This is a genomic window from Nocardia sp. NPDC004151, from assembly GCF_042874235.1.
Lineage (GTDB): Bacteria > Actinomycetota > Actinomycetes > Mycobacteriales > Mycobacteriaceae > Nocardia.
Genome location: NZ_JBIAMR010000002.1, coordinates 560,984 through 586,416 on the forward strand (window position 1 = coordinate 560,984; position 25,433 = coordinate 586,416).

The window sequence follows — 25,433 nt, forward strand, 5'->3', positions numbered from 1 at the left end:
CACTCGGAGGCCGAAAGCGGTTGGGTCAGCGAGGTTTCCAGTAGTTGTCCGGCCCCACCAGCTGCAGGATGGTACGTGACGGCGCGTCCAGGCTGGGCTGGAGCGAGGCGTCGACCGCGAGGTCGATCGACAGCGAGTACGCCTCGTACAGGTACCGGTACTGCCAGCGACCCCAGCTGGAATAGGTTGCGGCCCACAGGGTATCGAGGTCGGACTGGCAGACGCTGGCGCCGATGCCCTGGGTGGGGCACCACACGTCCCAGGTCTGCTTCTGGCCCTTGAGGCTGGTGTAGATGGCCTCGGCCTCGGTGCTGGAAGGGAAGGCGAACACCTCCAGCGAGGTCATGAGCTTGTCGGACTTGTCGATGTAGGTGCCCGTCACCATCTGAACGCACTTGTTGGCCTGCAGCGCGGTCTTCACGTTCTGCGACATATTGCTCGCGATGCAGTCCTTCACGCCGGAGGAGCGGCGGGTGAACACCACACCCTTGCTGTCGGTGAAGCTCGACGGGAGCAGGGCGTCGGCGGTGAACGGGGTCTTGTCGGTGCCCTGCTGGTTGAGGGTGGCCTTGTCGACCCCGGGGGTGCCGGGGGTGGACGGGGCGGTGGTGCTGGTGGTGGTGGTCGTCGGGGCGGTGGTGGTGATGCTCGAGCCCTTGGCTCCGTCGGTGGTCTTGTCGTCGCCGGAGAGCACGACCGCGCCCACGCCGATAGAGATGACGAGGACCACCAGCAGGACGCCGAGGATCACTTTGAGGGCGGTATTGGTCGAATTCGATTGGGGTGCACCCTGATACGTCACCAGCGGCTGCGGTGCGGACCAACCGGTCGGTGAGGTGTGGGTCGGCGGCAGCGGCGCCGTCGACGAGCCGAAACCCGCCTGCGTCAGGTACACCGTCCGCAGCGTGTCGCCCCACTCCTGCGCGGACGGCCGCGCGTCGGGCCCGAATCCGCCATTGCCGAAGGCCCGGTCGAACAGCGCCCGCACCCGCGGATCGAGATCGGCCGGCACGCCACCCGGCTGCCATGGCGCGCCGGGCGGGCCCGCGCTGTCGGGCAGCAGGGTCCGGTAGAGCAGCGCCGCCAGGTCGTACCGATCCTTGTACCGATCGTGCGCCCGGTCGGCGGGCATCAGCCCGGCGGTGTCGATGAGATGGACCAGCGGCGCGGCGGGCTGCCACAGCACGTTCGCGGCCGACAGATCCCCGTGGATCAGCTGCCGTTCCTCGAGCACCCGCACGATCTCGCACAGCCGAACCGCCAGTCCCGCACGGAGATACGGCGTGGTCTGCCCCGGTGCGGCCCACAGCTGATCCAGGGTGCGCGGCCTGCCGTCGGGTTGCAGATAGTCCATGGGGATCAGCGGCAGGACCGCGCCGATCAGCGCCGCGTCGTGCTGGACGAGGTCGATCGGCCAGTTCACCGCCTCGGCCGCCCCGGACGATCCGCCCGTGGCGGCGAGCACGGTCTGCCGCCCGAAAAGCATGGCCTGCCGGGCCCATTCGATCGCATCCGGCGCGGTGACCGGGTTCCGGTAGAGCTTGTAGAGCCGCTGGTGCCCGCGGGGATCCCGGCAGAGGTACTGCACCGAGCGCGCGCCCGCGGCATGGAAGGGTTCGCCGTCGACGTCGTAGGACTCGCCGGACAGACCTGTGACAACCACCATCGAACAGCCCCCGCCCGATACATGAGTTCCAGGCGAGTTTACCGGCCCGGGCGTCGCCACGCCCGGGCCTCGACGCAAGACACCGCTGACCGTCCCCTCATGACCCGGTCAGCGGTGCGGGTGCGGCCGCGCCGTTCAGCGCAGCGCCGCACGTCCTTTCACGCGGCCCAGCAGTACCAGGGCGATGAGGGTGACGAGGACCAGCAGGGTGGTGCTGGCGGCGGCGTCGAAGACGGCGCCGCGGTCGGTGGCCGCGAAGATGCTCACCGGCAACGTCTTCCAGGTGGCCGGGTACACCATGATGGTGGCGCCGAGTTCGCCCATGGACAGGGCGATGGCCAGGCCGGCCGCGGCCCCGAGGGCGGGCAGCAGCAGCGGCAGGGTGATGCACAGCAGGACGCGCACCGGTCCCGCGCCGAGTGATTCGGCGGCCTGCCGGTAGCCCGGATCGAGCCGGTCCAGGGCGGCGGAGACGCCGCTGAACGCGTACGCCAGCACCAGCACGGTGTGGGCCAGGATGACGATCCATTTGGTGCCGCCCAGCAGCAGCGGGCGTTCGTTGAAGGTGATGAGCACGCCCAGCCCGATCGCCACCGACGGCACCGCGACCGGCACGTGGAACACCGCGTCGGTGAGCCGCCGCAGCCAGGCCGGGGCCTCCATCGCGGCCAGGGCCGCCCAGGTGCCGAGGATCAGCGAGAACAGGCTCGCCAGCAGCGCGGTCTGCAAGCTGACGGACAGGCTGGCGGACTCCTCACCGGAGAGCGCCCGATCGAAGTTGGCGAAGCCGAGATCCGAGGGCAGCGGCCCGGTCCAGTGCCCGGCCAGCGCCGCGGCCACCACGGTCGCGATGGGCGCGACGAACACCACCGTGACGACGATCCCGAACACCGCGAGCACCACGGCCCGCCCGCGACGCGTCCACACCAGCATGGGTCAGCTCTCCTTGCGCGCGCCGGTGAGGCGCGCGAACAGCAGTCGGTATCCGAGATACAGGCTCAGCGACAGCAGCACCTGCACCGAGGCCAGCACGGCCGCGCCGGGCAGATCGAAGGTCACGATGCCACGGGTGTAGATCAGCGCGGGCAGCGTGATCACGCCCTTGGCGCCGGTGAACAGCACGATGCCGAATTCGTTGAGCGTCAGCAGCAGCGCCAGGCTGCCGCCCGCCGCCAGCGCGGGCCACGCCTCGGGCAGCACCACCTGCCGCAGCACCCGCCACGGCGAGGCCCCGAGACTGGACGCCACATCCAGCTGCTCCCTGGGCAATTGGGCGAACGCCGCCAGCAGCGGCCGCACCACGAACGGGGTGAAGAAGGTGACCTCGGCCAGGATCACGCCCCAGGGCGTGCTCAGGAAGTCCAGCACCGGCTGCGTGCCCCCGGTGATCCGATCGATCAACGCGTTCACCGCGCCCGCCGTCCCGTACAGGAACGTGAACGCCAGCGTCACCAGGAACGACGGCAGTGTCAGCACCGAATCGATGAGCCGCCCCACCACCTGCGATCCCGGAAACGGCACGAACGCCAGCACGATCGCCAGGAACGTCCCCAGCACCACGCATCCCGCGGTGGAGCTCACCGCGATGGTGACGGTGCGCCACAGCGCATTCCGGAACGACTCCTCACCCAGCACCTTCGCCCAGGTCCCGATCCCTCGCCCGGACTTGGTCTCGGTGGACTCCAACAGCACCCGCACGATCGGATACACCGCGATCAGCAGCACCACCAGCACCGGCGGCAAGGTCCACAGCACGGGTCGCCACGACCGTCCGGCCTTCCGGGCCCCGGGATCGGAAGGCACGGACGGGGATTCGAGCAGTGCCGTCATGACGTTCTCCGCTCCCGGGCCGCTGTGACTCCGGCGAACAAGGCGGCCCAGACGCCGCCGACCACCGTCCGCGGCCGGGGCTCCGCCCGGCGAGTCCCATCCAGCAGGCTGATCGATCGACCGCCGGTGCCCACCGTGCTGCTGTCTTCGTAGTCGGAAGTGATTCCGGCGCAGGCGAATGCACCCGGCGAGCGTCGTGGGAGCGGTGTGGCCGCCGACTGCGCCACGGTCCGGCCCGGCCGCACCGGCCCGGGCATCGCGAGGACCGCGGTGGATTCAGCCGTATCGGCGGCGTTCATGCGCGCACCTCGGGTTCCTCTGCGGCGGAGGGGGTCCCGATGCCCGGCGGGATCAGAACACCCGCCGGGTCGGCGAAGCGGACGCCGACGTGGTCGCCGGGGGCGATGTCGGTGTGGCCGAGGATGTCGGCGGCGAGTTCGGTGGGCAGGCCCGCGATTTCGAGGTGCAGGCGGGTCGAGGCGCCCTTCCAGACGCTGGTGATCACGGTGGCGCGCAACGCGTCTCGTTCGGTGAGCGGGACGACGTGGACGGTGTGGGGGCGGACGCAGAGCTGGGCTTCGGCGTTCGGCACCCAGTCGGGGCGGCCGATGCCCGGCGGCGGGGCGTCCGCGCGCAGCGTGTGCTCACCGGCGGTGACCAGGGCCGCGGTGCCGGAGACGTGCTTGACCTCGCAGGCGATCAGGTTCGCGCCGCCGAGGAAGGAAGCGGTGAACTCGGTCGCGGGCCGCTGCCACAGGTTGCGAGCGGTGTCGATGTCGACCAGCCGGGCTTCGCGCATCACCGCGATGCGGTCGGCCAGCGCCAGCGCCTCGGACTGGTCGTGGGTGACGTACAGCATCGCCGTGTCCGGCAACGCTTGTCGCAGCTGCTGGAGTTCGCCCAGCATGTTCTGCCGCAGCTGCGCGTCCAGGGCGGCGAGCGGCTCGTCGAGCAGCAGCACCTTGGGGCGGATGGCCAGGGCGCGCGCGATGGCGACGCGCTGCTGCTGGCCGCCGGACAGTTCGCGCGGCAGCCGGTCGGCGTAGCCGCCCATGCCGACCATCTCGAGGGCTTCGGTGACGCGCCCCCCGATCTCGTTGCGCGCCACCCGATGTGCCTTGAGCCCGAAGGCCACATTGTCGCGCACCCGCATGTGCGGGAACAGCGCGTAGGACTGCACCACCACCCCGATCCCGCGCTTGGCGGGGGACAGGTCGGTGACGTCGCGGCCGGCCAGTCGCACCGCGCCCGAGGTGGGCCGGACGAATCCGGCCAGGGCCTTGAGCGCGGTGGACTTGCCGGAGCCGCTGGGCCCGAGCAGCGCCACCGTTTCCCCCGCGGCGACGCGCAGGTTGAAATCGGCCAGTGCGACAGTCGATTTGCGACCGCGGCCGTAGGTGACCCCGACCCGGTCGAACACGATGGCCGGTTCGGCGGTGGTGTCGGTGACCACCGTGGATGTCGTCAACGCGGAGGACATGGCTGCTGCTCCTGTGGGTGGGTTAGCTACCGGTGGCCTTGGTGTAGGCCGCCAGGTCGGCGTCGAGCTCGTCGAGGACCTTGGTCCAATCCGGGTGCAGGACCTCGACGTTCTTGATCACCTGCGCGGGCGACTGCGCGCCGGCGGCGGACGGCGCGGCGTCCTTGAGCTCCTGGCGGGCGGGCACCGCGTAGGCGTCCGGCAGCGCCTTCTGCGCGTCGGCCGAGAGCAGGAAGGTCATCAGCTTCTTGCCCGCGTCCGAGTGCGGCGCGCCCTTGGCCAGACCCATCAGGTAGGGCACCGCGACGGTGGACTGCTTGCCGCCCGCGGAGGCTGGGAAGAAGACGTTGAACTTCGAGCCCTTCTCCTTCACGGTGGCCAGGTTCATCTGCACGTCGCCGTTGGCCAGCAGGATCTCGCCCTTGTCGACCTTGGCCTGGAGCTTGCCGGTGGAGGACGACGGGCCGACATTGTTGGCCTGCAGCTTGCCCAGGTAGTCCAGCGCGCCCTGCTTGCCCATCAGCTGCTGCAGCAGGATCAGCACGGCGGTGCCGTCACCGGCCTGGCCGGGGGTGGAGTACTGCAGCTTGCCCTTGTACTCCGGCTTCAGCAGGTCGTCCCAGGTCAGCTTGGACGAGTCGACCGAGGGGTTGGCGATGAAGCACAGGTAGTTGCCCGCCAGCGTCACCCACTTGCCGTTCGCGTCCTTGTCGGTGGCCGCGACAGCGGCGGTGTCCACACCGCTGGTCTGCAGCAGACCCGACTTGTCGGCCTTCTGCATGAACGGCGGCAGCGTGACGACCACGTCGGCCTGCGGGTTGGACTGCTCCTTGTCGACACGGCTCACGACCTCGGCGGAGCCGGCCTCGACCAGGTTGACCGCGATGCCGGTCTGGTCCTTGAACTTCGCGAACTGGGTCTTGTACCAGTCGCCGACACCGTCGGCGGAGTAGACGGTGACCGTCTTGTCCCCGGAGTCGCCGGCGCCGGTGCCGCCGCAGGCGGTCAGGCTGAAGGCGACCGCGGTGGCGGAGGTCAGGATCAGGGCGGTCCGGGCGATGGTGCGTGCGAGGCGGTTGTTCGGATTACGCACGGTGACTGCAACTTTCGGTTCAGGGGACGTGACGGATCGTAGGAACAGGGGGTGATCCGCGGCCCCGGCGAGGCGCGCCGGGGCCGCGGAATTCTCTAGCCGCGCTCGGCGAGCAGCAGCTGCGCGAACTCGGTGACCGAGGGCAGCACGTGGGTCGCGCCCGCGGCCCGCAGCTGTTCCTCGGTGTGCGCGCCGGTGAGCGTGCCCGCGACGATGCGCGCGCCCGCGGCCAGGCCGGTGGCGATGTCGCTGGTCGTATCGCCCAGCACCGCCACGCGATCCACGGCGTCGATCTCCAGGCGCAGCACCGCGGTGAGCACCATGTCCGGGTAGGGGCGGCCGCGACCGGCGTCGGAGGGCGCCAGGGCCAGATCCGCGATGTCGTTCCAGCCCAGCGCGTTCAGCAGCTTGTCCTGCGTCTCGCGGCTGAAGCCGGTGGTCAGCGCCACCTTGATCCCGGCGGCCCGCAGCGCGGCAATGGCTTCGGCGGCACCGGGAATCGGGGTCACCCCGGCCGCCTCGGCGAGCTCGGTGTAGGCGGCCTCGAAGGCGCGGTTGGCGGCCTGGGCACGGTCCTCGTCGCCGAGCAGCGTGCGGAAGCACCAGATCTTGGACTGCCCCATGGTGTCTCGCACGAAGGTCCGGGCGGCCTCGCGCTCCGGGCCCTCGGCGGGCACGCCCGCGGCGGTGACGGCCACCTCGAACGCCTGCTCCACCAGCCCGTCGTCGGCCACGGTGGTGCCCGCCATGTCGAAGACGGCGAGTTCGATCTGCTTGTCGGACACGATGATTCCTTAGGTGAGGTTCGTTCAGAGCTCGAGCAGGTCGGCGGTCTCCTCGCCGAGCGCGGGGCCCAGCGTCATGCCGCGTCCGCCCGGACCGGTGATGACCCACACGCCGTCCGCGGCCTGCGCGCGGGTGACGATGGCGCCCGGATCGATGGACTGGCTGTACACGCCCGCCCAGCGCCGCACTATCGGCGGCAGCTTGCGGCCCAGCAGCTCCTCCATCACGCCGGTGAGGTGCTCGTAGGGAGCCTCGTCCACGTCGAAGGTGAACGGCTCGTCGTATTCGTGGGTGTCGCCGATGGTGAGCCCGCCGTGCAGGCGCTGCACGGCCAGTAGCTGCATCTTGTGCTGGGCGGCCGTGAACGGCTGCGCCTGTTCGCGATTGAGGCGATCCAGTTCCGGTCCGGCGAAGGCCGGGTAGTAGCGGAAGCTGTCGCCGTCGGCGATGGCGGTGGTGAGCGGTTCGCCCAGGGGAGCGGTCTGCATCATCTGCAGGCGCACCCGGCGCACCGGGAGGTCGCCGACCAGTTCGCGGGTCAGGCCGGTGTGCGCCGCGCCCGGGCAGACCAGGACCAGGTCGCCCTCGTGGCGGCGGCCGCGGTCGTCGATCACGGTGGTGCCGGTGACGGTGCGGGCCTCGGTGCCGGCGAAGAAGCTGTAGCGGCCACAGGCCTCCATATAGCGGCGCAGCGCGGGCAGCGCCTGCCGGGACTCGACGGCGGCATCGGTCGAACAGTGCAGGCCCGCGAGGAATTTGCCGCGCAGCGCGGGGTTGAGCGCGCGCACCCGCTCCGGGTCGAGCAGTTCGAAACCGCGTTCGGCGGCCGAGGGGTGCGCCACGGCGGCCTCGGCGACCGCGAGCTCGTTCTCGCCGCGGACCAGGGTGATGGAGCCCGCGGGCCGGAAGCCCACGCCCGGCACCTTGCCGCCGATCTCCTCCCACAGCTGCCGGGATCGCAGCGTGAGTTCCAGTTCGCTCGCGCTGCGCCCGGACACCCACACCAGACCGAAGTTGCGCACGGTCGCGCCGCGCGCCTCCACCTCGCGTTCGAGGTGGACTACGTGGTGGCCGCGCCCGATGGCGGCGAGAGCGTGGGCGGTACCGAGGATCCCTCCGCCGATGATGACCAATCGCATGGTTGTCATCGTGGGCAATGGTCTAGACCTACGGGTGTTTCGTGTGGAAACGGTAGGTTAATAATTGGTATAGACCAATCCTGTGTACGCTGGGGGCATGGAGACGAGGGAGGCCGCCGGGGTGGAAGACCAGGCGGGGCCGGGCCGTCCGGCGGCCGGAACAGCCGGCACGGGAACCGATTCCGCGTCCGCCGGGCGCATGCCCAAGTCGTACCGGGTGCGCGCCGAACTGGAGGCGCTGCTCGGTGAGCTCTCCGAGGGCGACCCGGTGCCGTCCGAGCGCGAACTCGCGCTGCGCTGTGGCGTCGCCCGCGAGACCGTGCGTCAGGCGGTGCGGGAACTGCTGGTGGAGGGGCGGATTCGCCGGCAGGGCCGCGGCACCGTGGTCTCGCGCCCGAAGATGGTGCAGCCCTTGTCCTTACGCTCCTACACCGAGGGCGCGATCAAGTTCGGCCGCAAACCGGGCCGTCTGCTCGTCGACTGGTCCGACGTCCCCGCCGACCCCGACACCGCCCACGATCTCGCCGTGAAACCGGGCACCCCGGTCATGCACCTGGAACGCATCCTGCTCGCCGACGGGGAACGCATCGGCCTGGAGAGCACCTGGATGCCGTTGCACCGCTTCGCCGTCCTGCGCGAGTTCTACGACCCGCAGACCTCGCTCTACGTCGCCACCCGCGGCATGGGCGTGGTGTACGCGGTCGCCACCGAACGCATCGAGACGGTGCTGGCCTCCCCGCGCGAGGCCGCGCTGCTGGAATGCACGACGGCCCTGCCCATGCTGCTGCTGCACCGCCGCAGCGTGGACGGGGAAGGCGTGCCGATCGAACGCGTGCGCTCGCTGTACCGCGGCGACCGGATCGCCTTCCAGGCCAAGCTCACCGACTACTGAGCCCGCGATCGGCCGGTGCCGAGCTCGCGGTCAGCCCAGCTGCGGAGCCACTTTCGCGCCCAGCAGCTCGATGCTGTGCAGCACCTTCTCGTGCGGCAGCGTGCCGACGCTGGTGTGCAGCATGAACCGGTCCAGCCCGAGGGTGTCGCGCACCTCGGCGATCTTCTCGGCGACGTAGTCGGGCGTGCCCACGAACAGCGACCCGCTCTGCGAGCGCAGCGCGTCGAACTGCTGACGGGTCATCGGACCCCAGCCGCGCTCACGTCCGATGCCGGTCATCGCCCGCGCGTACGAGCCGTAGAAGTCCTCCACCGCCTGCTTGTCGGTGTCGGCGATGTACCCGTGCGCGTGCACCGCCACCGGCTGCGGCTCGTGCCCGCCCTCGGCCAGCGCCCGGTGGTACAGGTCCACCAGCGGCTTGAACCGCGCCGGCTGCCCGCCGATGATGGCGATGGCCAGTGGCAGGCCCAGGAGTCCCGCGCGCACAACGGATTCGGGGCTGCCGCCGACGGCGATCCACACCGGCAGCGGCCGGTTCTCGGTGCGCGGATAGACGATGGCGTGGTCCAGCGGCGCGCGGAACTTGCCGGACCAGGTGACCGGTTCGTCCTCGCGGATCTTCAGCAGCAGCGCGAGCTTCTCCTCGAAGAGGTCGTCGTAGTCGGTGAGGTCGTAGCCGAACAGTGGGAACGATTCGATGAACGAGCCACGCCCGGCCATCAATTCGGCGCGGCCGTTCGACAGGCCGTCCAGGGTCGCGAAGTCCTGGTAGGCGCGGACCGGGTCGGCGGAGCTGAGCACGGTGACCGCGCTGGTGAGCTGGATGCGCTCGGTCCGCGAGGCGATGGCGGCCAGCACGACCGCGGGGGAGGAGGCGGCGAAGTCCTTGCGGTGATGCTCGCCGACGCCGTACACGTGCAGCCCGGCCCGCTCGGTGGCCACGGCCTCCTCGACCACCTGCCGCAGGCGTTCGCCTGCGGTCGGCACCGGCCCGTCGCCGCCGACAGGATGCGTTTCGGCGAATGTCGTCAGTCCCAGTTCCACGGCCGTTGCCCTTCTCGAGCCTTGTTGCCAAGTCAACCGACAGGATAAACGGACCGTGGTCCGGAAGAATTCCCGCGTGCCCCGGACCTGGGAATCCCACCATTCGGACCGGCAGATAGTCTGGTACCCATGTCTGTGCGCACCCGCAAGCCCCTCGCACCCGGCACGCAGTCGCCCATTCGCGAGGTCCCCAAGAACATCGAACGGCCGGAGTACGTCTGGAAGAAGACGGTCAACGAAGGTAGCGAGCCCTGGGTGCAGACCGCGGAGACCATCGACAAGATGCGGATCGCGGGCAAGATCGCCGCGCAGGCCCTGGAAGAGGCGGGCAAGGCCGTCGCGCCGGGCGTCACCACCGACGAGCTCGACCGGATCGCCCACGAGTACATGCTCGACCACGGCGCGTACCCGTCGACCCTGGGCTACAAGGGATTTCCCAAATCCTGCTGCACCTCGCTGAACGAGGTCATCTGCCACGGCATCCCCGACTCGACCGTGATCGAGGACGGCGACATCGTCAATATCGACGTCACCGCCTACATCCACGGCGTGCACGGCGACACCAACAAGACCTTCCTCGCCGGTGACGTGGACGAGGAGGTGCGCCTGCTGGTCGAGCGCACCGAGGAGGCCACCAAGCGGGCCATCAAGGCGGTCAAGCCGGGTCGCGCGCTCAATGTGATCGGCCGCGTCATCGAGGCGTACGCCAACCGCTTCGGCTACGGCGTGGTCCGCGACTTCACCGGCCACGGCGTCGGACCCACCTTCCACTCCGGCCTGGTCATCCTGCACTACGACCAGCCCGCCGTGGAGTCGGTCATCGAACCGGGCATGACCTTCACCATCGAGCCCATGATCAATCTGGGCGGTATCGACTACGAGATCTGGGACGACGGCTGGACCGTGGTCACCAAGGACCGCAAGTGGACCGCCCAGTTCGAGCACACTCTCGTCGTCACCGACGAGGGCGCAGAGATCCTGACGCTGCCGTGAAGATCGCCATGCCCCAGCGGGGCGTCACCACGCGCGGCATCGGCTCCCGCGGCCCCCGGCGCAAGCCCTCCCGTTTCCTTCCCCCGAACCCCCGGGACGAGGGTCAGGGGGCCCTGCGCGCCACCATGCGCCGCCACGTCGAACTCTCCGCCGGTCGGCCGGTGGACGACGCCGACAAGCAGGACGTCGTCGCCGACACCCGCGGCGATTACGACAATCGGGACGCCTACACCAGCAGCGGCCGCGACCACTATGTCTACCGCCCGCGGGCGGAGTACAGCACCCGGTGAGTCGACGCGAGTGAAGGGTGCGCTGCTGGTCGCCGGAACCACCTCCGACGCGGGCAAAAGCGTTGTGGTGGCGGGGCTTTGCCGGATGCTGGCGCGGCGCGGGGTGCGGGTCGCGCCGTTCAAGGCGCAGAACATGTCCAACAACTCCGTCGTCACCCTCGACGGCGGGGAGATCGGGCGGGCGCAGGCCTTGCAGGCGCGGGCCTGTGGGCTCGAACCCAGCGTGCGGTTCAATCCGATCCTGCTGAAGCCCGGCAGTGATCGACGGTCGCAGCTCGTGGTGCGGGGCAAGGCCGTCGACACCGTCGGGGCCAAGGACTATTTCCGGCATCGGCGAGAACTGCGAACCGTGGTCGCCGAGGAATTGGCTTCGCTGCGCGACGAATTCGATGTGGTGATCTGTGAAGGCGCGGGTTCACCAGCCGAGATCAATTTGCGGGCAACCGATCTCGCGAATATGGGATTGGCGCGCGCCGCCGGGCTTCCGGTGGTGGTGGTCGGCGACATCGATCGCGGCGGCGTGCTGGCCCACCTGTTCGGCACCGTCGCGATTCTGGAACCCGAAGACCAGCAACTGATCTCGGGCTTCATCATCAACAAGTTCCGTGGCGATGTGGACCTGCTGCGGCCCGGCCTGGATCAGCTCACCGCACTCACCGGCCGTCCCACGCTCGGCGTCATCCCCTTCGCCGAGGACCTGTGGATCGACGCCGAGGACTCCCTCGGCACCGTCGCCGACGCCCCCGTGGGCCGCTCCCGGCCGCCGCTGGGCCGCGACTGGCTGACCGTGGCCGCCATCCGCTTGCCGCGCATCTCCAACTCCACCGATGTCGAGGCCCTGGCCTGCGAGCCCGGCGTCTCGGTGCGCTGGGCCGGTGACCCGTCCCGCCTCGCCGGGGCCGATCTGGTGGTGATCCCCGGCAGCAAATCCACCGTCAGCGACCTGGAGTGGTTGCGCCGCACCGGAATCGCCGACGCCCTCACCGCCCGCGCGGCCGCGGGCGGCCCCATTCTCGGCATCTGCGGCGGCTATCAGATGCTGGCCCGCACCATCGTCGACCGCGTCGAGTCCGGCGCGGGGACCGTCGCGGGCCTGGGTCTGCTGGACCTGGACATCGAGTTCGCGGATCCGAAGGTGCTGCGCCGCTCCGGCGGCCGGGTCCTGGATCGCGCCGGTGACACCGATCTCCCCGTGCACGGCTATGAGATCCACCACGGCCGCGTCACCCGCACCGCCGACCGGCCCTGGTTCGAGCTCGGCGGCGCCCCGGAAGGCAGTGTGCGCGAATCGGTGTGGGGCACGCACCTGCACGGGGCCCTGGCGGCGGACGAGTTTCGCCGGACCTGGCTGCACCAGGTCGCCCAGCGCGCGGGTCGCACCGATTTCGTTGTCGCCGAGGACGTCTCGGTCGATGAGGTGCGCGCCTCCCAGCTCGACCTGCTCGCGGATCTGATGGAGAAGCACCTCGATCCGGACGCGCTCGAGCGTCTGATCGACGCGGGCGCACCCCTGGATCTCCCGACCCTGACCGTGGGAAAGTGACCCCGGTCACAGTTATCCGACCGACTGGCGGTCGGCCTCCACACCCCTGCTGTAGCGTGATCGACCATGGAATCTCGGCGGATCACGGTCGGTGACCGCGAGTGGGCGGTGCGAGTCGGCGGGCCCGACACCCGGCACCACGTCCTGCTGCTCCCCGATGCGGGTGATCCGGCCGATGTTTACGACCAGGTCTGCGAACGACTGCAGACCTCGGACCTGCACACCATCGCCTTCGAGTCGATCGACGGTCTCGACGCCGCGACGGTTGTCGACATCCTGGGCCGGCTGAAGGTCCCGTACGTCAACCTCGTCGGCATCGGTGCGGGCGCGGAACTGGCCTGGGAACTGGCCGCCCGCCACTTCAGCCATTTCATGAGCCTCATCGTGGCCGGTGGCGGCCACCCGGCGGTGCCCGGCGTGGACGGCACCGTCCGCGACGCCTCCTGCCCGCCGGTGGAGATCCCCACCACCCTGCTGGCCACCAAGCCCTTCCCGCGCGAGGTGGCCGAGGGCTCGGCCAGGTTCGTCTACGGCGAATTCCGGCTGGTCCCCATGGATGTCACCGCCGTGGCCGCCGAAGCGGGCCACGAACTGGCCACCGAGGTCGTGCTACGCACCAGCTTCTGGTGAGCCGGCGGCCGCGACGGGCCTGGACGCGGCAGCCTGCGTGACCACGGCAGGCGCCGCGGCCGCCGCCGGTGTTTCAGCCTGCCACTTCAGCCAGGAGTCCAGTTCCCGCAACGCCTCGGTGCGCGGCTTCTCCGACGACAGGAACACGTCGTGCCGCGCACCCTCGATCGGCACGATATTGGTGCGGGTGCCCAGGCAGCCCGACCAGCGCTGGATCTGCCGCACATCGAGCACCACGTCCGACACATCGGCGGCGGGTCCGTAGTTGCGCATGAACTTGGTGACCTTGGAGCGCAGGATCAGCGCGGGCACCCCGATGTCGAGCCCCTTGTGCAGCCGCAGGTGCCCGCGCCGGATGGCGCGTAGCCAGCCCGCGTGAACGGGGAAGCCGCTCAACGGTTTCCAGTCCAGGTTGTAGTCCCACTCACCGGCCTGGGTCTGGTGCAGGCTGTCGCCGTAGCTGGTGGACACGCCCAGCGGGATCCGGGCGAAAGCCCGCAACCGGCCCAGGCCCTCCAGCACCGGCGTACCCACCGAGCGGTAGTAGCCGGGCCCCTGCAGGTCGAACCATGGGCTGTTGAGCACCAGTCCGGTGATGCCCTGCGCGCGCACGCCGCCCGCGGCTTCGAGCCGGTTGAGCCACAGCGAGGTCACCAGACCGCCGGTGGAGTGGGCCATGATCAGTACCGGCAGCTCGGTCTCGGCGCGGATGACCTCGAGCGAGCGGTTGAGCTCCTCGTCGTAGAGGGCCAGGTCGCTGACATAGTGCGGGGTCTGCCCGGCCCGCGTGGAACGCCCGCATTTGCGCAGGTCCAGCGCGTAGAAGGCGTAGCCCTGGGCGGCCAGGTGCTGGGCCAGGTGTTCCTGGAAGAAGTAGTCGGTGAAGCCGTGCACGTACAGCACGGCTCCGGTCGCGGCGGGGGCGTCGGCGGGGGTGTAGCGGACCAGGGTGGCGACGGCGTCGCCCTGACCGTCGGGGTCGGGGCCCATCGACAGCGTCAGCTGCTGGTAGTCGGCGCCCAGGACGTCGGGCTGCCAGGCGGTGGTCGAAGACGTGGTGGAGGACGTTTCGCGGGTCACCAACTCAACATAGACCGCGGCGCGTAGATGTCTATTTGGGAGGGATCTCTCACATTCGGGGATTTCGAAGCGGGATTCGGGAATGGTCAGGGGCAGAATTGAGTCCAAGTGAACGACGGGTAACCTAACCCCCACCTGGTGACCCAAAAAAGACAAGGAAGTCGATCCCCGCCGTGTCGAACGCTGCCACGATTGAAAAGACCGATGTAGTACTCATCGGTGCCGGCATCATGAGTGCCACCCTCGGTGCCCTTCTTCGCCAGGTGCAGCCGGATTGGTCGATCACCATCTTCGAGCGCCTCGAGGCCGCGGCCGCCGAGAGCAGCGACCCGTGGAACAACGCGGGCACCGGCCACTCGGCCCTGTGCGAGCTGAACTACACGCCGCAGAACGCCGACGGCTCGGTGGAGATCGCCAAGGCCATCGACATCAACGAGCGCTTCCAGGTCTCGCGCCAGTTCTGGTCCTACTCGGTCGAGAACGGCGTGCTGGCCAACCCGTCGAACTTCATCAACCCCATCCCGCACGTGAGCTTCACTCACGGCGCGGACGGCGTCGAATACCTGCGCAAGCGTCACGAGGCGCTGTCGCGGCATCCGCTGTTCGAAGGCATGGAGTTCATCGACGACGCCGACGAGTTCGCGCGGCGACTACCGCTGATGTCCAAGGGCCGTGACTTCTCCGACCCGGTCGGCCTGAACTGGACCGACTACGGCACCGACATCGACTTCGGTGAGCTCACCAAGGAACTGCTGGCCTACCTGGGCGCGTCCGGCGCGGACATCGCGTTCGGCCACGAGGTGACCAACCTGACCAAGCAGTCCGACGGCTCCTGGCTGGTGAAGGTGCGCAACCTGCGCAGCAACAAGGTGCGCGTCATCAACGCCAAGTTCGTGTTCGTGGGCGCGGGCGGCGGCGCGCTGCCGCTGCTGCAGAAGTCGGGCATCAAGGAGATCCGCGGTTTCGGCGGCTTCCCGGTGTCGGGCCTGTTCCTGCGCTGCACCAACCCGGCGCTGGTGGCCCAGCACGAGGCCAAGGTGTACGGCCAGGCCTCGGTCGGCGCGCCGCCGATGTCGGTGCCGCACTTGGACACTCGCGTCATCAACGGTGAGAAGGGCCTGCTGTTCGGCCCGTACGCCGGCTGGACGCCGAAGTTCCTCAAGGACGGCAAGCTGACCGACCTGATCAAGTCGGTGAAGCCGAACAACCTGTTCTCCATGCTGGGTGTCGGCGTCACCGAGATGGGCCTGGTCAACTACCTCGTCGGTGAGCTGCTCAACTCGCAGAACGACCGGATCGGCTCGATGGAGGAGTTCATCCCGCGCGCCGACGGCGACGACTGGGAGCTGATCGTCGCCGGTCAGCGCGTGCAGGTCATCCGCCGCAAGGGCGCGGGCGGCGTGCTGGAGCTGGGCACCGCGGTCGTGGCGGCCGAGGACGGCACCATCGCCGGTCTGCTCGGCGCCTCGCCGGGCGCGTCCACCTGTGTGAGCGCCATGCTCGACGTGATGAAGAAGTGCTTCCCGCGCGAATTCTCCACGTGGGAGCCGAAACTCAAGGAAATGGTGCCGTCGCTGGGCGTGAAGCTCTCCGAGAACCAGGCCCTGTTCCGCGATGTGTGGGACTGGTCCACCAAGGCCCTGCAGCTGGACGCCGACAACACGCCGAAGCCCGCGGGTATCGCTTCTCACGCGTAGATGTGATAGCAAGACGCGATGATGTCAACGGTTGCTCTCAAACGGTCGTGGTCCCAAGACCTGGACACCGCGACGCTGTACAAGCTGTTGAAACTTCGCGTGGAGGTTTTCGTCGTCGAGCAGAAGTGCGCCTACCCGGAACTGGACGGGTTCGATCTATTGCCGGAGACCCGTCACTTCTGGCTCGACGACGAGGGTGAGACCATCTGCACCCTCCGTCTCATGGAGGAGCACGAGGACGGCGTCAAGTCCTTCCGGATCGGCCGCCTCTGCACCACCCCTGAGGCCCGCGGACACGGCTACACCACCCGCCTGCTGCAGGCCGCCCTGGCCGAAGCGGGTTCGGCGACGGTCCGCCTGAACGCCCAGACCTACCTGCTCGACATGTACACCAAGCACGGCTTCAAGGTCGACGGCCCGGAGTACATCGAAGACGGCATCCCGCACATCCCCATGCGCCGCGGCTGACCCCGCCCCCCGCAACGTCCCGCGCCCGCTGTGAAACCCACAGCGGGCGCGGCTGTTTCATGCGTATGCGGCGTGCGCGGTGCGCGGCGCCAGTCGGCGGTGCGGGGCCGTGCTCACGTACCACCCGGGGCAGCGCGCCCGATGTCGTGGCGGCCGCGACGGCCCGGGTCGGAGCGAGTGCTGGGTCGCGGGAGCGTGTGGTTCGACCGTACTGCGGGAGCGTGGGCTCGGCCGGAGTGATTGCGGGCCGGTGGGCGGCCGTTCGGGGGAGCGGGCGTCGAGCCGTGAGCGCGGGGGCGCGGTTCGGTCATGCATGACGCGGGGGCGGGCGCAGGTGCGGTGCCGAGGGGTAGCCGGGGTGGAGAAATGCGCCGCGCATAGAGTTGGCGGCGTGTCTGTTCCTTCTGTGGCGTACTCCGAGAGTGTTCGTGCGGCCGGTGACGAGGCCGGGTTTCCGTTCTCCGCGGTGGTGGGGCAGGAGCGGCTGCAGCTGGCGTTGATCCTGTGCGCGGTGCATCCCGGCATCGGCGGGGTGCTGGTGCGCGGGGAGAAGGGGACCGCCAAGTCGACCGTGGTGCGCGCGCTCGCGCAGCTGCTGCCCCCGGTCGTGGACGAGTCCGGCGCGCGGCCCGCGCGGCTGGTGGAGCTGCCGGTCGGCGCGACCGAGGACCGCGTGGTCGGGTCTTTGGACCTGGAGCGGGTGCTGCGGGACGGGGAGCAGGCGTTCAAGCCGGGTCTGCTGGCCGCCGCCCATCACGGCGTGCTCTACGTCGACGAAGTGAATCTGCTGCACGACCACCTGGTGGACGTCCTGCTCGACGCGGCCGCCATGGGCCGGGTGCACATCGAGCGTGACGGCGTCTCGCACACCCACCCGGCGCGATTCGTGTTGGTGGGCACCATGAATCCCGAGGAGGGCGAGCTGCGGCCGCAGCTGCTGGACCGCTTCGGCCTCACCGTGGACGTCGTCGCCTCCCGCGTCGTGGACACGCGCATGGCCGTGGTCCGCCGCCGCCTCGACTACGAGGCCGACCCCGCCGCCTTCGCCGACCGCTACGCGGCCGCGGATCGTGAGGTGGCCGAACGCATTCTGACCGCCCGCGACCACCTCGCCGAGGTCAGCCTCGACAATGTCGAGCTGCGCCGCATCGCCGCCCTGTGCGCCGCCTTCGACGTCGACGGCATGCGCGCCGACCTGGTGGTGGCCCGCACCGCCACCGCCCACGCCGCCTGGCGCGGCGCCACCGAGGTCACCGAGTCCGACGTCCGCGTCGCCGCCGAACTCGCGCTGCCGCACCGCCGCCGCCGCGACCCCTTCGACGAACCCGGCATCAGCGAGGAACAACTCGACGACGCCATGCGGCACGCCGCCGACGAAGCCGCCCGCGCCGAGCAGGATGGAGCTGACGGCCTGGGAAAAGGTGAAGCGGTCCCGCCGAACGGCGCGGGACCGCGGAATCCGGCGGAGGGCGAGGGGCGCGACGCCGATTCGCCTGACGCGGAACAGAACTCACCCGCGGGCCGGAATCCCGCCGACTCGGCCTCGGTGGACCGTCCCGACGGTCCGGACGTGCCTGATGATGGCCGGGACTCGCCTGGTGGTGGCCCGGACTCGCCGGACGGCGGCCCGGATTTCCCCGGCGGTGGCCCGAATCCCCCTGGGGGAGACCGGAATCCCTCCGACGACCGCGCCGAGCGCAACCCGTCCGCCGATCGCCCCGCCCGGGAGGGCAGCGTCGCCGCCCCTGCCGCCACCCTCCCCAAGCCACCGCGCTGGGAGGTGCCCGGCGTCGGTGAAGGCGCCCCCGGTCGCCGCTCCCGCGCCCACACCCGCCAGGGCCGCATCGTCCGCGCCACCGACGACACCTCCACGGGCCTGCACCTGCTGGGCACCATCTTCGCCGCGGCTCCTCGCCAGTTCGAGCGTGGGCGCCTGACCGGCCCTCTCGCCTTCGCCCCCGACGACCTGCGCGGCGCGTATCGCGAAGGCCGCGAGGGCAACCTGGTCGTCTTCGTCGTGGACACCTCCGGCTCGATGGCCGCCCGCGACCGCCTCTCGGCCGTCACCAACGCGGTCGTGGCCCTGCTCCGCGACGCCTACCAGCGTCGCGACAAGGTCGCCGTCATCACCATGCGCGGCCAGGAAGCCGACCTGGTCCTGCCCCCGACGTCCTCGGTCGACATCGCCGTCCGCCGCCTGGCCGACCTGCGCACCGGCGGCAAAACCCCACTCGCCCAAGGCTTGTTGCGGGCCCGCGACCTGATCCGCCGCGAGCGCACCCGCGACCCCCACCGCCGCCCCCTGCTGGTTCTGCTCACCGACGGCCGCGCCACCGGCGGCACCGACCCGGTCCCGCGCGCCCGCGCCGCCGCCCGCATGCTGGCCAACGATTCCGTCACCGCCATGGTCGTCGACTGCGAACGCGGCATGATCCGCCTCGGCCTGGCCCGCGACATCGCCGCCGAATTGCGCGGCGGCTACCTGCATTTGGGTGAACTCACCGGTGACGCCGTGGCGCACGTGGTGCGCGCGACCCGCGCCGCATAGGCCCGCCCCTGCGGCGACCGCCACATCCGGTTCCGGTAGTGGGCACAGCTCTGTCCGAATCGCACACCGCGATGCCGTGCCCAGGGTGCGATGACCGGCCGCCGGATCGCGAACACGGTGAGCGGCAGCAACGGGATCGGCCACCGGCTGTCGGCGAGCACCCCCGAATCCGAGCACCACGGCAGCGCGGCTGGAGCTCACCGCGATTCGAGGTCTGATACGTGGACTCGGTAGCGGCCTCGATTCTGTCCGCCCCGTGGCGACTCCGGCCGGGCCGCCGTGCGGGGCCGGGGCCGCCGTATGGCACGGTGAACGTCGACAGCGGTGTGCCTTGCCGCAGCGAAAGGAGCTTCCAGCGATGCCGAAGGGTGTTCCCCTCCCGGAATCCATTCCCGATGACGGTCTGACCACCCGGCAGCGGCGCAACCAGCCGGTGCTGGCGGTGCACACCGGACCCGGCAAGGGGAAGTCGACGGCCGCGTTCGGGATGGCGTTGCGGGCGTGGAACCAGGGCTTCGACATCGCGGTGTTCCAGTTCGTGAAGAGCGCGAAGTGGAAGGTGGGCGAGGAGGCGGCGTTCCGCACCCTCGGGCAGCTGCACGACGAGACCGGCGCGGGCGGCGCGGTGGAGTGGCACAAGATGGGCGAGGGCTGGTCCTGGACCCGCAAGCAGGGCTCAGACGACGACCACGCGGCCGCCGCCGCAGCGGGCTGGAAGGAGATCCGGCGACGCCTGGAGACCGAACAGCATCGCTTCTATGTGCTCGACGAATTCACCTACCCGCTCAAGTGGGGCTGGGTCGATGTCGACGAGGTCGTCGAGACGCTCCGCGAGCGGCCGGGCAATCAGCACGTGGTGATCACCGGCCGCGACGCCCCGCAGGCCCTGATCGACGCCGCCGACCTGGTCACCGAGATGACCAAGGTCAAGCATCCGATGGACGCCGGCCGCAAGGGCCAACGCGGCATCGAGTGGTGAGCGGGCCCGCCATGGTGAGCCCGGCGAGCACCCCCGCCGTCGTCATCGCCGCGCCCGCCTCGGGCAGCGGGAAGACCACGGTGGCCACCGGATTGATCGGCGCGCTGCGCCGTGCCGGGCACCGGGTCGCGCCGTTCAAGGTCGGCCCGGACTACATCGACCCCGGCTATCACGGCCTGGCCGCCGGTCGCCCGGGCCGCAATCTGGACCCGGTCCTGGTCGGCGCGGACCGCATCGCACCCCTGTACCTGCACGGCAGCCGCGACAGCGATCTCGCGGTGGTGGAGGGCGTCATGGGCCTGTTCGACGGCCGCATCGACGAACACCATACCGAACCTATCGCCGAGGGCTCGACCGCCCAGATCGCGGCCATGCTCGGCGCACCCGTGATCCTGGTGGTGGACGCGCGCGGCCACAGCCAGAGCCTGGCCGCCCTGCTGCACGGTTTCGCCACCTACGACAGCGGAATCCGGCTCGGCGGAGTGATTCTCAACCGCGTGGGCAGCGAACGCCACGAACAGGTCCTGCGCGCCGCCTGCGCCCGCGTGGGCCTGCCGGTGCTGGGCGCCCTGCCCCGGCTCGCCGAACTGGCCGTGCCCTCACGGCATCTCGGCCTGATCCCGGCGGTCGAACACGGCAATGCCGCCCAGGCGGCCGTGGACGCCATGACGGATCTCGTCGCGGCGCACATCGATCTGGCCGCGGTGGCCGCCCTGGCCGCCTCCGATGTGCGGGGCCGGGCGTGGGATCCGGCCGCGGAAGTGGCGGTCCAGGAATCCGGACCGGTGGTGGCCATCGCCGGGGGACCGGCCTTCACCTTCGGCTACGCCGAGCACCGCGAGCTGCTCGCGGCGGCCGGGGCCCAGGTCCGCGTCTTCGACCCGCTGCGCGACGAAATGCCCTCCGGCACAGCCGGATTGGTCATCCCCGGCGGCTTCCCCGAGGAACATGCCGCCGACCTCGCGGCCAACACCGGACTGCTGGCGGCCATCGCCGACCAGGCCCGCCGCGGCCTCCCGATCCACGCCGAGTGCGCCGGTCTGCTGTACCTGACCCGCACCCTCGACGGCCACCGCATGGCCGGTGTCCTCGACGCCGACGCCGAGTTCGGCCCGCGTCTCACCCTCGGCTACCGAGACGCGGTGGCGCTCACCGACTCTCCGCTCTGGAACGCGGGCGACCGCGTCCGCGGCCACGAATTCCACCGCACCCGGCTGACCTCCGCGGGGTCGTCGGAACCGGGCTGGGCCTGGCGCTCACCCGCCGGCGAGACGGTCCGCGAGGGCGCGGTGCTGCACCGTGTGCACGCGTCCTACCTGCACACGCACCCGGCCGGGAACCCGGCGGCCGTCGGACGGTTCGTCGCCGCGGCGGCCGACTTCGCCCGGACCGATGTCACGGTCTGACCTGGCGGTCGGCGTCGGGCTGCGCCCCGGGACGACAGCCGAGGTCATCGTGGCGGCGGTGCGGGAAGCCTTGGGGGACAGGGCGGTCGGCCGATTGGCGACCCTCGACCGGCGCGCCGGTGAACCAGGGTTTCTAGAGGCGGCGTTGCGGCTGCACGCGGTGGCCATGGGGTTCTCGGCTCTGGAATTGGCAGCCGTGGCCGTTCCCAATCCGTCAAGCCGGGTTTCGGAGGCTGTCGGCGCCACGAGCGTCGCGGAGGCCGCTGCCGTGCTGGCCGGTGGGGGTGGGGATTTGACGCTCCCCAAGACCGTTGTATCCGGAATTGTGGTTGCTGCTGTGGAATTCGATTTGTTGGGACCGCTAGACCTGGGTTCATGATGCCGCCCCTTCCGGGACTCGACTGAAACGGGAAGACGACTCAGCGCTTCGATTCCCAGCGATGGACTGAGCTTCGGAACTTCGACGAGAATTATGAAAATCGTTGCGATACTGGACATTTCGGGTTCTCTGGGTGATCATGCGGGCGTAAAATAGGGGCATGGATTCGAATGGGGTGACACTCGACGACTGCGGTATCGCTGAACTGGCGGCCGCGGTCTCGACCCTTTCGGAATCCTTGCAGGGTGGGAAGATGACCGACTTCTCTGATGAGGATGTCGTGTTGTTGATGCGGCAGCTCGAAACCTGCAAGCGTCAGCTCGCCGCACTCGATACCCGTTTGATCATCGAAGCCGGAGAACGGTCGCTGCATTCACGCAGTGGCGCGGGGAAGATGGTGCCGTTCCTGCGCCACACCCTCGGCTTGTCGCGGTATGACGCGTCGGTGCGGGTGAAGATCACTCACCACTGCGGCGAATTCGTGCAGCAGACCGGCCACGTCGCGCCGCCGGTGCTGCCGGTGACGGCCGAAGCGTTTGCGGCCGGGGACATTTCCCGCGATCACGTGCGCCACATCATGGACGTGATGAACCACCTGCCCGTCGATGTCCCTGCCGAGGCACGGGCCGAGGCTGAACAGATCCTCGTCGACTACTCGCGTCATGGGTGGCCCGATGATCTGTTGAAGATCGGCCGCGACATCCTCGCCAGCCTCGATCCCGACGGGAAAGTGGTGTCGGACGCTGATCGTCGTCGCCGTCGCGGGATCACCCTGTGCCGTCCCGGTGTGGACGGTATGACGCGCATCGAGGGGTGGATCACCCCCGAACTGCGTGCCTGCCTGGATGCGGTGTTCGCCAAGCTCGCTCGTCCCGGCATGTGCAACGTCGAGGACCCCGAAAGCCCTTCCGCTACAGGTGGGTTCATCGCGGACAGCATCCTCGATGCTGCCGCGCGTCGTGACCGTCGTGACGCGGGGCAGCGGACTCACGACGCGTTGCTGGCGTTGGTGCAGCCGGGTGTGAACATGCGGACCCTGGGCATGCACCGTGGGCTGCCGGTCGAGGTCGTGCTGACCATGAGTCTGACCGACCTGGAGAACGGGACCGGGGTTGCGACCACCGCGTCGGGCACCCAGATCTCGATCAACGAGGCCCTGAAGATGGCCGAGGGAACCCGCCCGGTGATCGCGGTCCTCGACGGCGACGGGATGCCGCTCTACCTGCGGCGCTCCCGCCGTACCGCGAACCGCGCCCAACGATTGGCGCTTCTGGCTCGGGACAAGGGTTGTACTCGCCCGGGTTGTGAACAACCCGCCAACATGTGCGCCGCCCACCACATCAATGATTGGGCCAAGGGCGGCCCCACCGACATCACCAACCTGACCCTGGCGTGCGATCACTGCCACGCGCTGATCAATGACGGCCAGGATGGTTGGAAAACCGTTGTGATGGGTAAAGATTCACCGTTCCCCGGCCGGACGGGGTGGATTGCACCGAAGAGTCTTGATCCCACCGGCACGCCGCGCGTGAACGATCGTCATCACGTGGGGCAGGCGATCGCCGCTGCCATCGATTCCAGTTGCCGAACGTGGCGCTCGCGGGCAGCGTGATTCCCGGCTGCTCGTGCCCTGCTGGCGTGCGCAAAGCGACGGGGAGCGTGGTCGCCTCGCCTGCCCTGCCGGACTGGGGCTGTCGCCGGGCTGAGATCCGCTTCCCGCCGATCCCAGCCCACGGACCGCACGCATCACCTGCTCGAGCCCGAACCCCAACCCCTCACCCCTTCTTGCTCCGGGATGCTGGACGGTCTTGCTCCGGGATGCTGCACGGCCGAGCCGTGCGGGGGCTGGTAGGCGAGGGGCCTCGCAAGCTCGGCCACCTCTCTTCCTTCTCCAGGCGTCTTTTGATCTTTGCCGCTTTCGGTCTTTGGCCTCAGACCTTTTCTTCTCTATCTTTTGCCATGTGGCCGACCCCACCCTGACCCTCACCCCGGACCGCTGGCGCACCTTCCTGACCTGGTGGCGCTTCTGGGGCATCCTGGGTTTCTGCGGCTCGGCCTTCCTGACGTTCTTGATCATCAGCGATCTGGACGGCGTCCCCGCCTACTGCGGCTGGCGGCACCCCTGCCCGCCGTGGATCACCCTGACCATCGGCGCGTTCCCGATGTACGTGTGGGCGGCGGGCGGAGCCGTCACCTGGCAGTTGGGGCGAATGGCCCGCAGACGCGGCTGGCGGCCGTCCCTGAGCATCCCGATCGGGGCGCTGATCTTCTTCCCCGGCCTGCTCCTGAGCCTCTACGTCGTCTACCACTACTGGTGGCCGAACGGCTGACACGCCGCAGCCCCCGCCGACTGGTTGGGTATCGGCGAGGGCTGCGACTTCACGCGATCAGGGCGCGACAGAACCCCAATCGGCGAATCCGGTCGGATCGTGCCGGCCCATGGTGCCGTGCTCGAACAAACCCCAGCCCTCGTCGTCGCCGCAGCGCGCCTTGCCGACGTGGTCGATGACGCCGAACGGAATCCGCCCGGCCACAGCGGGATCGGTCAGGTCGTAGAGCTTGCTCTCGGACCAGTCGCGGCCCTTCCACTGTCCGTGCAGCCAGTCGGGGTCGCCGCCGTAGCCGCAGCCGGCGTTGAGCGCGATGAAGGTTCCGGCCTCGACCTCGACTTCCAGGGGCTTGCCGTCGGGCGTGGAGAGTTCCAGGCGCAGCGCGGTCGGGATGCGGGTGCCGGACTTGTAGGTGAGATGCACACGCGGCCAGCCCAGCTGCTCGACGCGCCCGTCGTGCCAGACGCGGGTGGCGTCGTTGAGCGTGCGGAAGCCGTTGGGCTCCTCCTGCACGATGACGATGATCGAGTAGTCGTCGAACTTCAGCGGCACGTACAGCCACCAGAAGCCCTCGGACGGCTCGTCGGCGACCCGCCCGGCCGGATCGGCGTCACCGACGGGCCGGATGCCCCAGGAGCGGTCGCGGGTGCCGCACCACACGGCGGGATCGATGGCGAAGTCGTCACCGTCGACATTCAGTGTGCCCGACCAGGTTCCGACCTGGGCGAAACGCTGGGCGTCGATGATGGGCCGGTGCAGCTTGGTGATGATGGTGTGCGGCTGCTCGGCGACCGCGGGGTGCGCGCCCTCCCAGGTGAGGTCGAACGACAGGTCGTCGTGCTCGCAGATCACGCGCAGCTTCTGCAGCGGCTCGATCACCTCGATGCGGTAGCCGCCGACCGCGAGGTCCAGGCCGCGCTGTTCGAGCGCGTCGGAGAACCGCACCGCACGCTGGGTGTCGCCGCGGCGCACGGTCGCGAAGGCGTCGGTCACGCCCAGGTTCGGGTAGACGCCGAACCCGGTGATGAGCATGGTGTCGCCGCCGGTCTGGATGGCGTTGTAGTAGCTGCGGTCGTAGAAGTTCCGATCACTGCTCACCACCCGCGCCATCGGCAGCGGGGTCTGGTGGATGGGGTATTCGTCCAGCGGACCGATCATGT

At 69.7% G+C, this 25,433-nt stretch carries 23 protein-coding genes; 13 read left to right on the forward strand and 10 right to left on the reverse strand.

From position 1 onward, the window contains the following. Positions 1-25: 25 nt before the first annotated feature. From ACFYTS_RS06230 to ACFYTS_RS06260, 7 genes are all read right to left on the reverse strand, one after another. Entirely contained in the window at positions 26-1,666 is a 1,641-nt protein-coding gene (locus ACFYTS_RS06230; protein WP_387301718.1) for a hypothetical protein, read from the reverse strand. Positions 1,667-1,801: 135 nt separating this feature from the next. Continuing rightward, entirely contained in the window at positions 1,802-2,599 is a 798-nt protein-coding gene (locus ACFYTS_RS06235; protein ID WP_387301720.1) for an ABC transporter permease, read from the reverse strand. 3 nt (positions 2,600-2,602) lie between these two features. Then, a complete protein-coding gene (locus ACFYTS_RS06240; protein ID WP_387301722.1) occupies positions 2,603-3,496 on the reverse strand; it encodes a 2-aminoethylphosphonate ABC transporter permease subunit in 894 nt (297 codons plus the stop codon). A gap of 295 nt (positions 3,497-3,791) precedes the next feature. Further along, positions 3,792-4,976, reverse strand: coding sequence for an ABC transporter ATP-binding protein (locus ACFYTS_RS06245; RefSeq protein ID WP_387301724.1), 1,185 nt, complete (start codon positions 4,974-4,976; stop codon positions 3,792-3,794). Between the two features lie 22 nt (positions 4,977-4,998). Further along, positions 4,999-6,069 (reverse strand): 2-aminoethylphosphonate ABC transporter substrate-binding protein, encoded by a 1,071-nt coding sequence (locus ACFYTS_RS06250; protein ID WP_387301726.1) that lies wholly within the window; start codon positions 6,067-6,069, stop codon positions 4,999-5,001. A 95-nt stretch (positions 6,070-6,164) separates the two neighbouring features. After that, positions 6,165-6,854, reverse strand: a complete 690-nt coding sequence (locus ACFYTS_RS06255; RefSeq protein ID WP_357281469.1) for a phosphonatase-like hydrolase — start codon at positions 6,852-6,854, stop codon at positions 6,165-6,167. 24 nt (positions 6,855-6,878) lie between these two features. Beyond that, entirely contained in the window at positions 6,879-7,994 is a 1,116-nt protein-coding gene (locus ACFYTS_RS06260; protein WP_387302086.1) for a TIGR03364 family FAD-dependent oxidoreductase, read from the reverse strand. Positions 7,995-8,193: 199 nt separating this feature from the next. On the opposite strand from ACFYTS_RS06260, the gene ACFYTS_RS06265 reads away from it, so the two are divergent. Beyond that, a complete protein-coding gene (locus tag ACFYTS_RS06265; protein WP_357281649.1) occupies positions 8,194-8,886 on the forward strand; it encodes a GntR family transcriptional regulator in 693 nt (230 codons plus the stop codon). A 30-nt stretch (positions 8,887-8,916) separates the two neighbouring features. Here the strand turns inward: ACFYTS_RS06265 and ACFYTS_RS06270 are convergent, their stop codons facing one another. Then, on the reverse strand, positions 8,917-9,930 hold the full coding sequence (locus ACFYTS_RS06270) for an LLM class flavin-dependent oxidoreductase (protein WP_357281465.1): 1,014 nt from the start codon (positions 9,928-9,930) through the stop codon (positions 8,917-8,919). A 129-nt stretch (positions 9,931-10,059) separates the two neighbouring features. Between ACFYTS_RS06270 and map the strand changes: the two genes are divergently transcribed. The 4 genes from map to ACFYTS_RS06290 all read left to right on the forward strand — a co-directional run bounded on the left by map (position 10,060) and on the right by ACFYTS_RS06290 (position 13,386). Beyond that, the gene (map, locus tag ACFYTS_RS06275) at positions 10,060-10,923 is read left to right on the forward strand and encodes a type I methionyl aminopeptidase (protein ID WP_357281463.1); all 864 of its coding nucleotides are present in this window, start codon (positions 10,060-10,062) and stop codon (positions 10,921-10,923) included. Further along, positions 10,920-11,213 carry a hypothetical protein gene (locus ACFYTS_RS06280; protein WP_357281461.1) on the forward strand — a complete coding sequence of 98 codons (294 nt, stop codon included), beginning with the start codon at positions 10,920-10,922 and terminating at the stop codon, positions 11,211-11,213. Before map ends, ACFYTS_RS06280 begins: the two co-directional genes overlap by 4 nt. Next, complete coding sequence (locus tag ACFYTS_RS06285; RefSeq protein WP_357281459.1) at positions 11,176-12,756, forward strand: cobyric acid synthase; 1,581 nt, start codon at positions 11,176-11,178, stop codon at positions 12,754-12,756. Before ACFYTS_RS06280 ends, ACFYTS_RS06285 begins: the two co-directional genes overlap by 38 nt. A gap of 66 nt (positions 12,757-12,822) precedes the next feature. Next, positions 12,823-13,386, forward strand: a complete 564-nt coding sequence (locus ACFYTS_RS06290; RefSeq protein ID WP_379101990.1) for an alpha/beta fold hydrolase — start codon at positions 12,823-12,825, stop codon at positions 13,384-13,386. Here the strand turns inward: ACFYTS_RS06290 and ACFYTS_RS06295 are convergent. Beyond that, positions 13,366-14,376, reverse strand: a complete 1,011-nt coding sequence (locus tag ACFYTS_RS06295) for an alpha/beta hydrolase (protein ID WP_357281647.1) — start codon at positions 14,374-14,376, stop codon at positions 13,366-13,368. The two genes, ACFYTS_RS06290 and ACFYTS_RS06295, sit on opposite strands and share 21 nt — an antisense overlap. A gap of 263 nt (positions 14,377-14,639) precedes the next feature. Between ACFYTS_RS06295 and mqo the strand changes: the two genes are divergently transcribed. From mqo to ACFYTS_RS06335, 8 genes are all read left to right on the forward strand, one after another. Further along, positions 14,640-16,163: a malate dehydrogenase (quinone) gene (mqo, locus tag ACFYTS_RS06300; RefSeq protein WP_387301730.1), complete on the forward strand. Its 1,524-nt coding sequence runs from the start codon at positions 14,640-14,642 to the stop codon at positions 16,161-16,163. 18 nt (positions 16,164-16,181) lie between these two features. Further along, entirely contained in the window at positions 16,182-16,631 is a 450-nt protein-coding gene (locus ACFYTS_RS06305; RefSeq protein ID WP_357281453.1) for a GNAT family N-acetyltransferase, read from the forward strand. A gap of 391 nt (positions 16,632-17,022) precedes the next feature. Continuing rightward, entirely contained in the window at positions 17,023-19,179 is a 2,157-nt protein-coding gene (locus tag ACFYTS_RS06310; RefSeq protein ID WP_387301732.1) for a VWA domain-containing protein, read from the forward strand. Positions 19,180-19,537: 358 nt separating this feature from the next. Beyond that, positions 19,538-20,158, forward strand: a complete 621-nt coding sequence (cobO, locus tag ACFYTS_RS06315) for a cob(I)yrinic acid a,c-diamide adenosyltransferase (protein WP_357281449.1) — start codon at positions 19,538-19,540, stop codon at positions 20,156-20,158. 11 nt (positions 20,159-20,169) lie between these two features. Beyond that, positions 20,170-21,564 (forward strand): cobyrinate a,c-diamide synthase, encoded by a 1,395-nt coding sequence (locus ACFYTS_RS06320; protein WP_387302088.1) that lies wholly within the window; start codon positions 20,170-20,172, stop codon positions 21,562-21,564. Further along, positions 21,551-21,943 carry a cobalamin biosynthesis protein gene (locus tag ACFYTS_RS06325; protein ID WP_387301734.1) on the forward strand — a complete coding sequence of 131 codons (393 nt, stop codon included), beginning with the start codon at positions 21,551-21,553 and terminating at the stop codon, positions 21,941-21,943. Before ACFYTS_RS06320 ends, ACFYTS_RS06325 begins: the two co-directional genes overlap by 14 nt. Before the next feature lie 160 nt (positions 21,944-22,103). Further along, a complete protein-coding gene (locus ACFYTS_RS06330) occupies positions 22,104-23,555 on the forward strand; it encodes a DUF222 domain-containing protein (RefSeq protein WP_387301736.1) in 1,452 nt (483 codons plus the stop codon). 349 nt (positions 23,556-23,904) lie between these two features. Then, complete coding sequence (locus tag ACFYTS_RS06335; protein WP_387301738.1) at positions 23,905-24,273, forward strand: hypothetical protein; 369 nt, start codon at positions 23,905-23,907, stop codon at positions 24,271-24,273. A 57-nt stretch (positions 24,274-24,330) separates the two neighbouring features. Here the strand turns inward: ACFYTS_RS06335 and ACFYTS_RS06340 are convergent, their stop codons facing one another. Then, entirely contained in the window at positions 24,331-25,431 is a 1,101-nt protein-coding gene (locus ACFYTS_RS06340) for a hypothetical protein (protein WP_357281439.1), read from the reverse strand. Between the last annotated feature and the right edge of the window lie 2 nt (positions 25,432-25,433).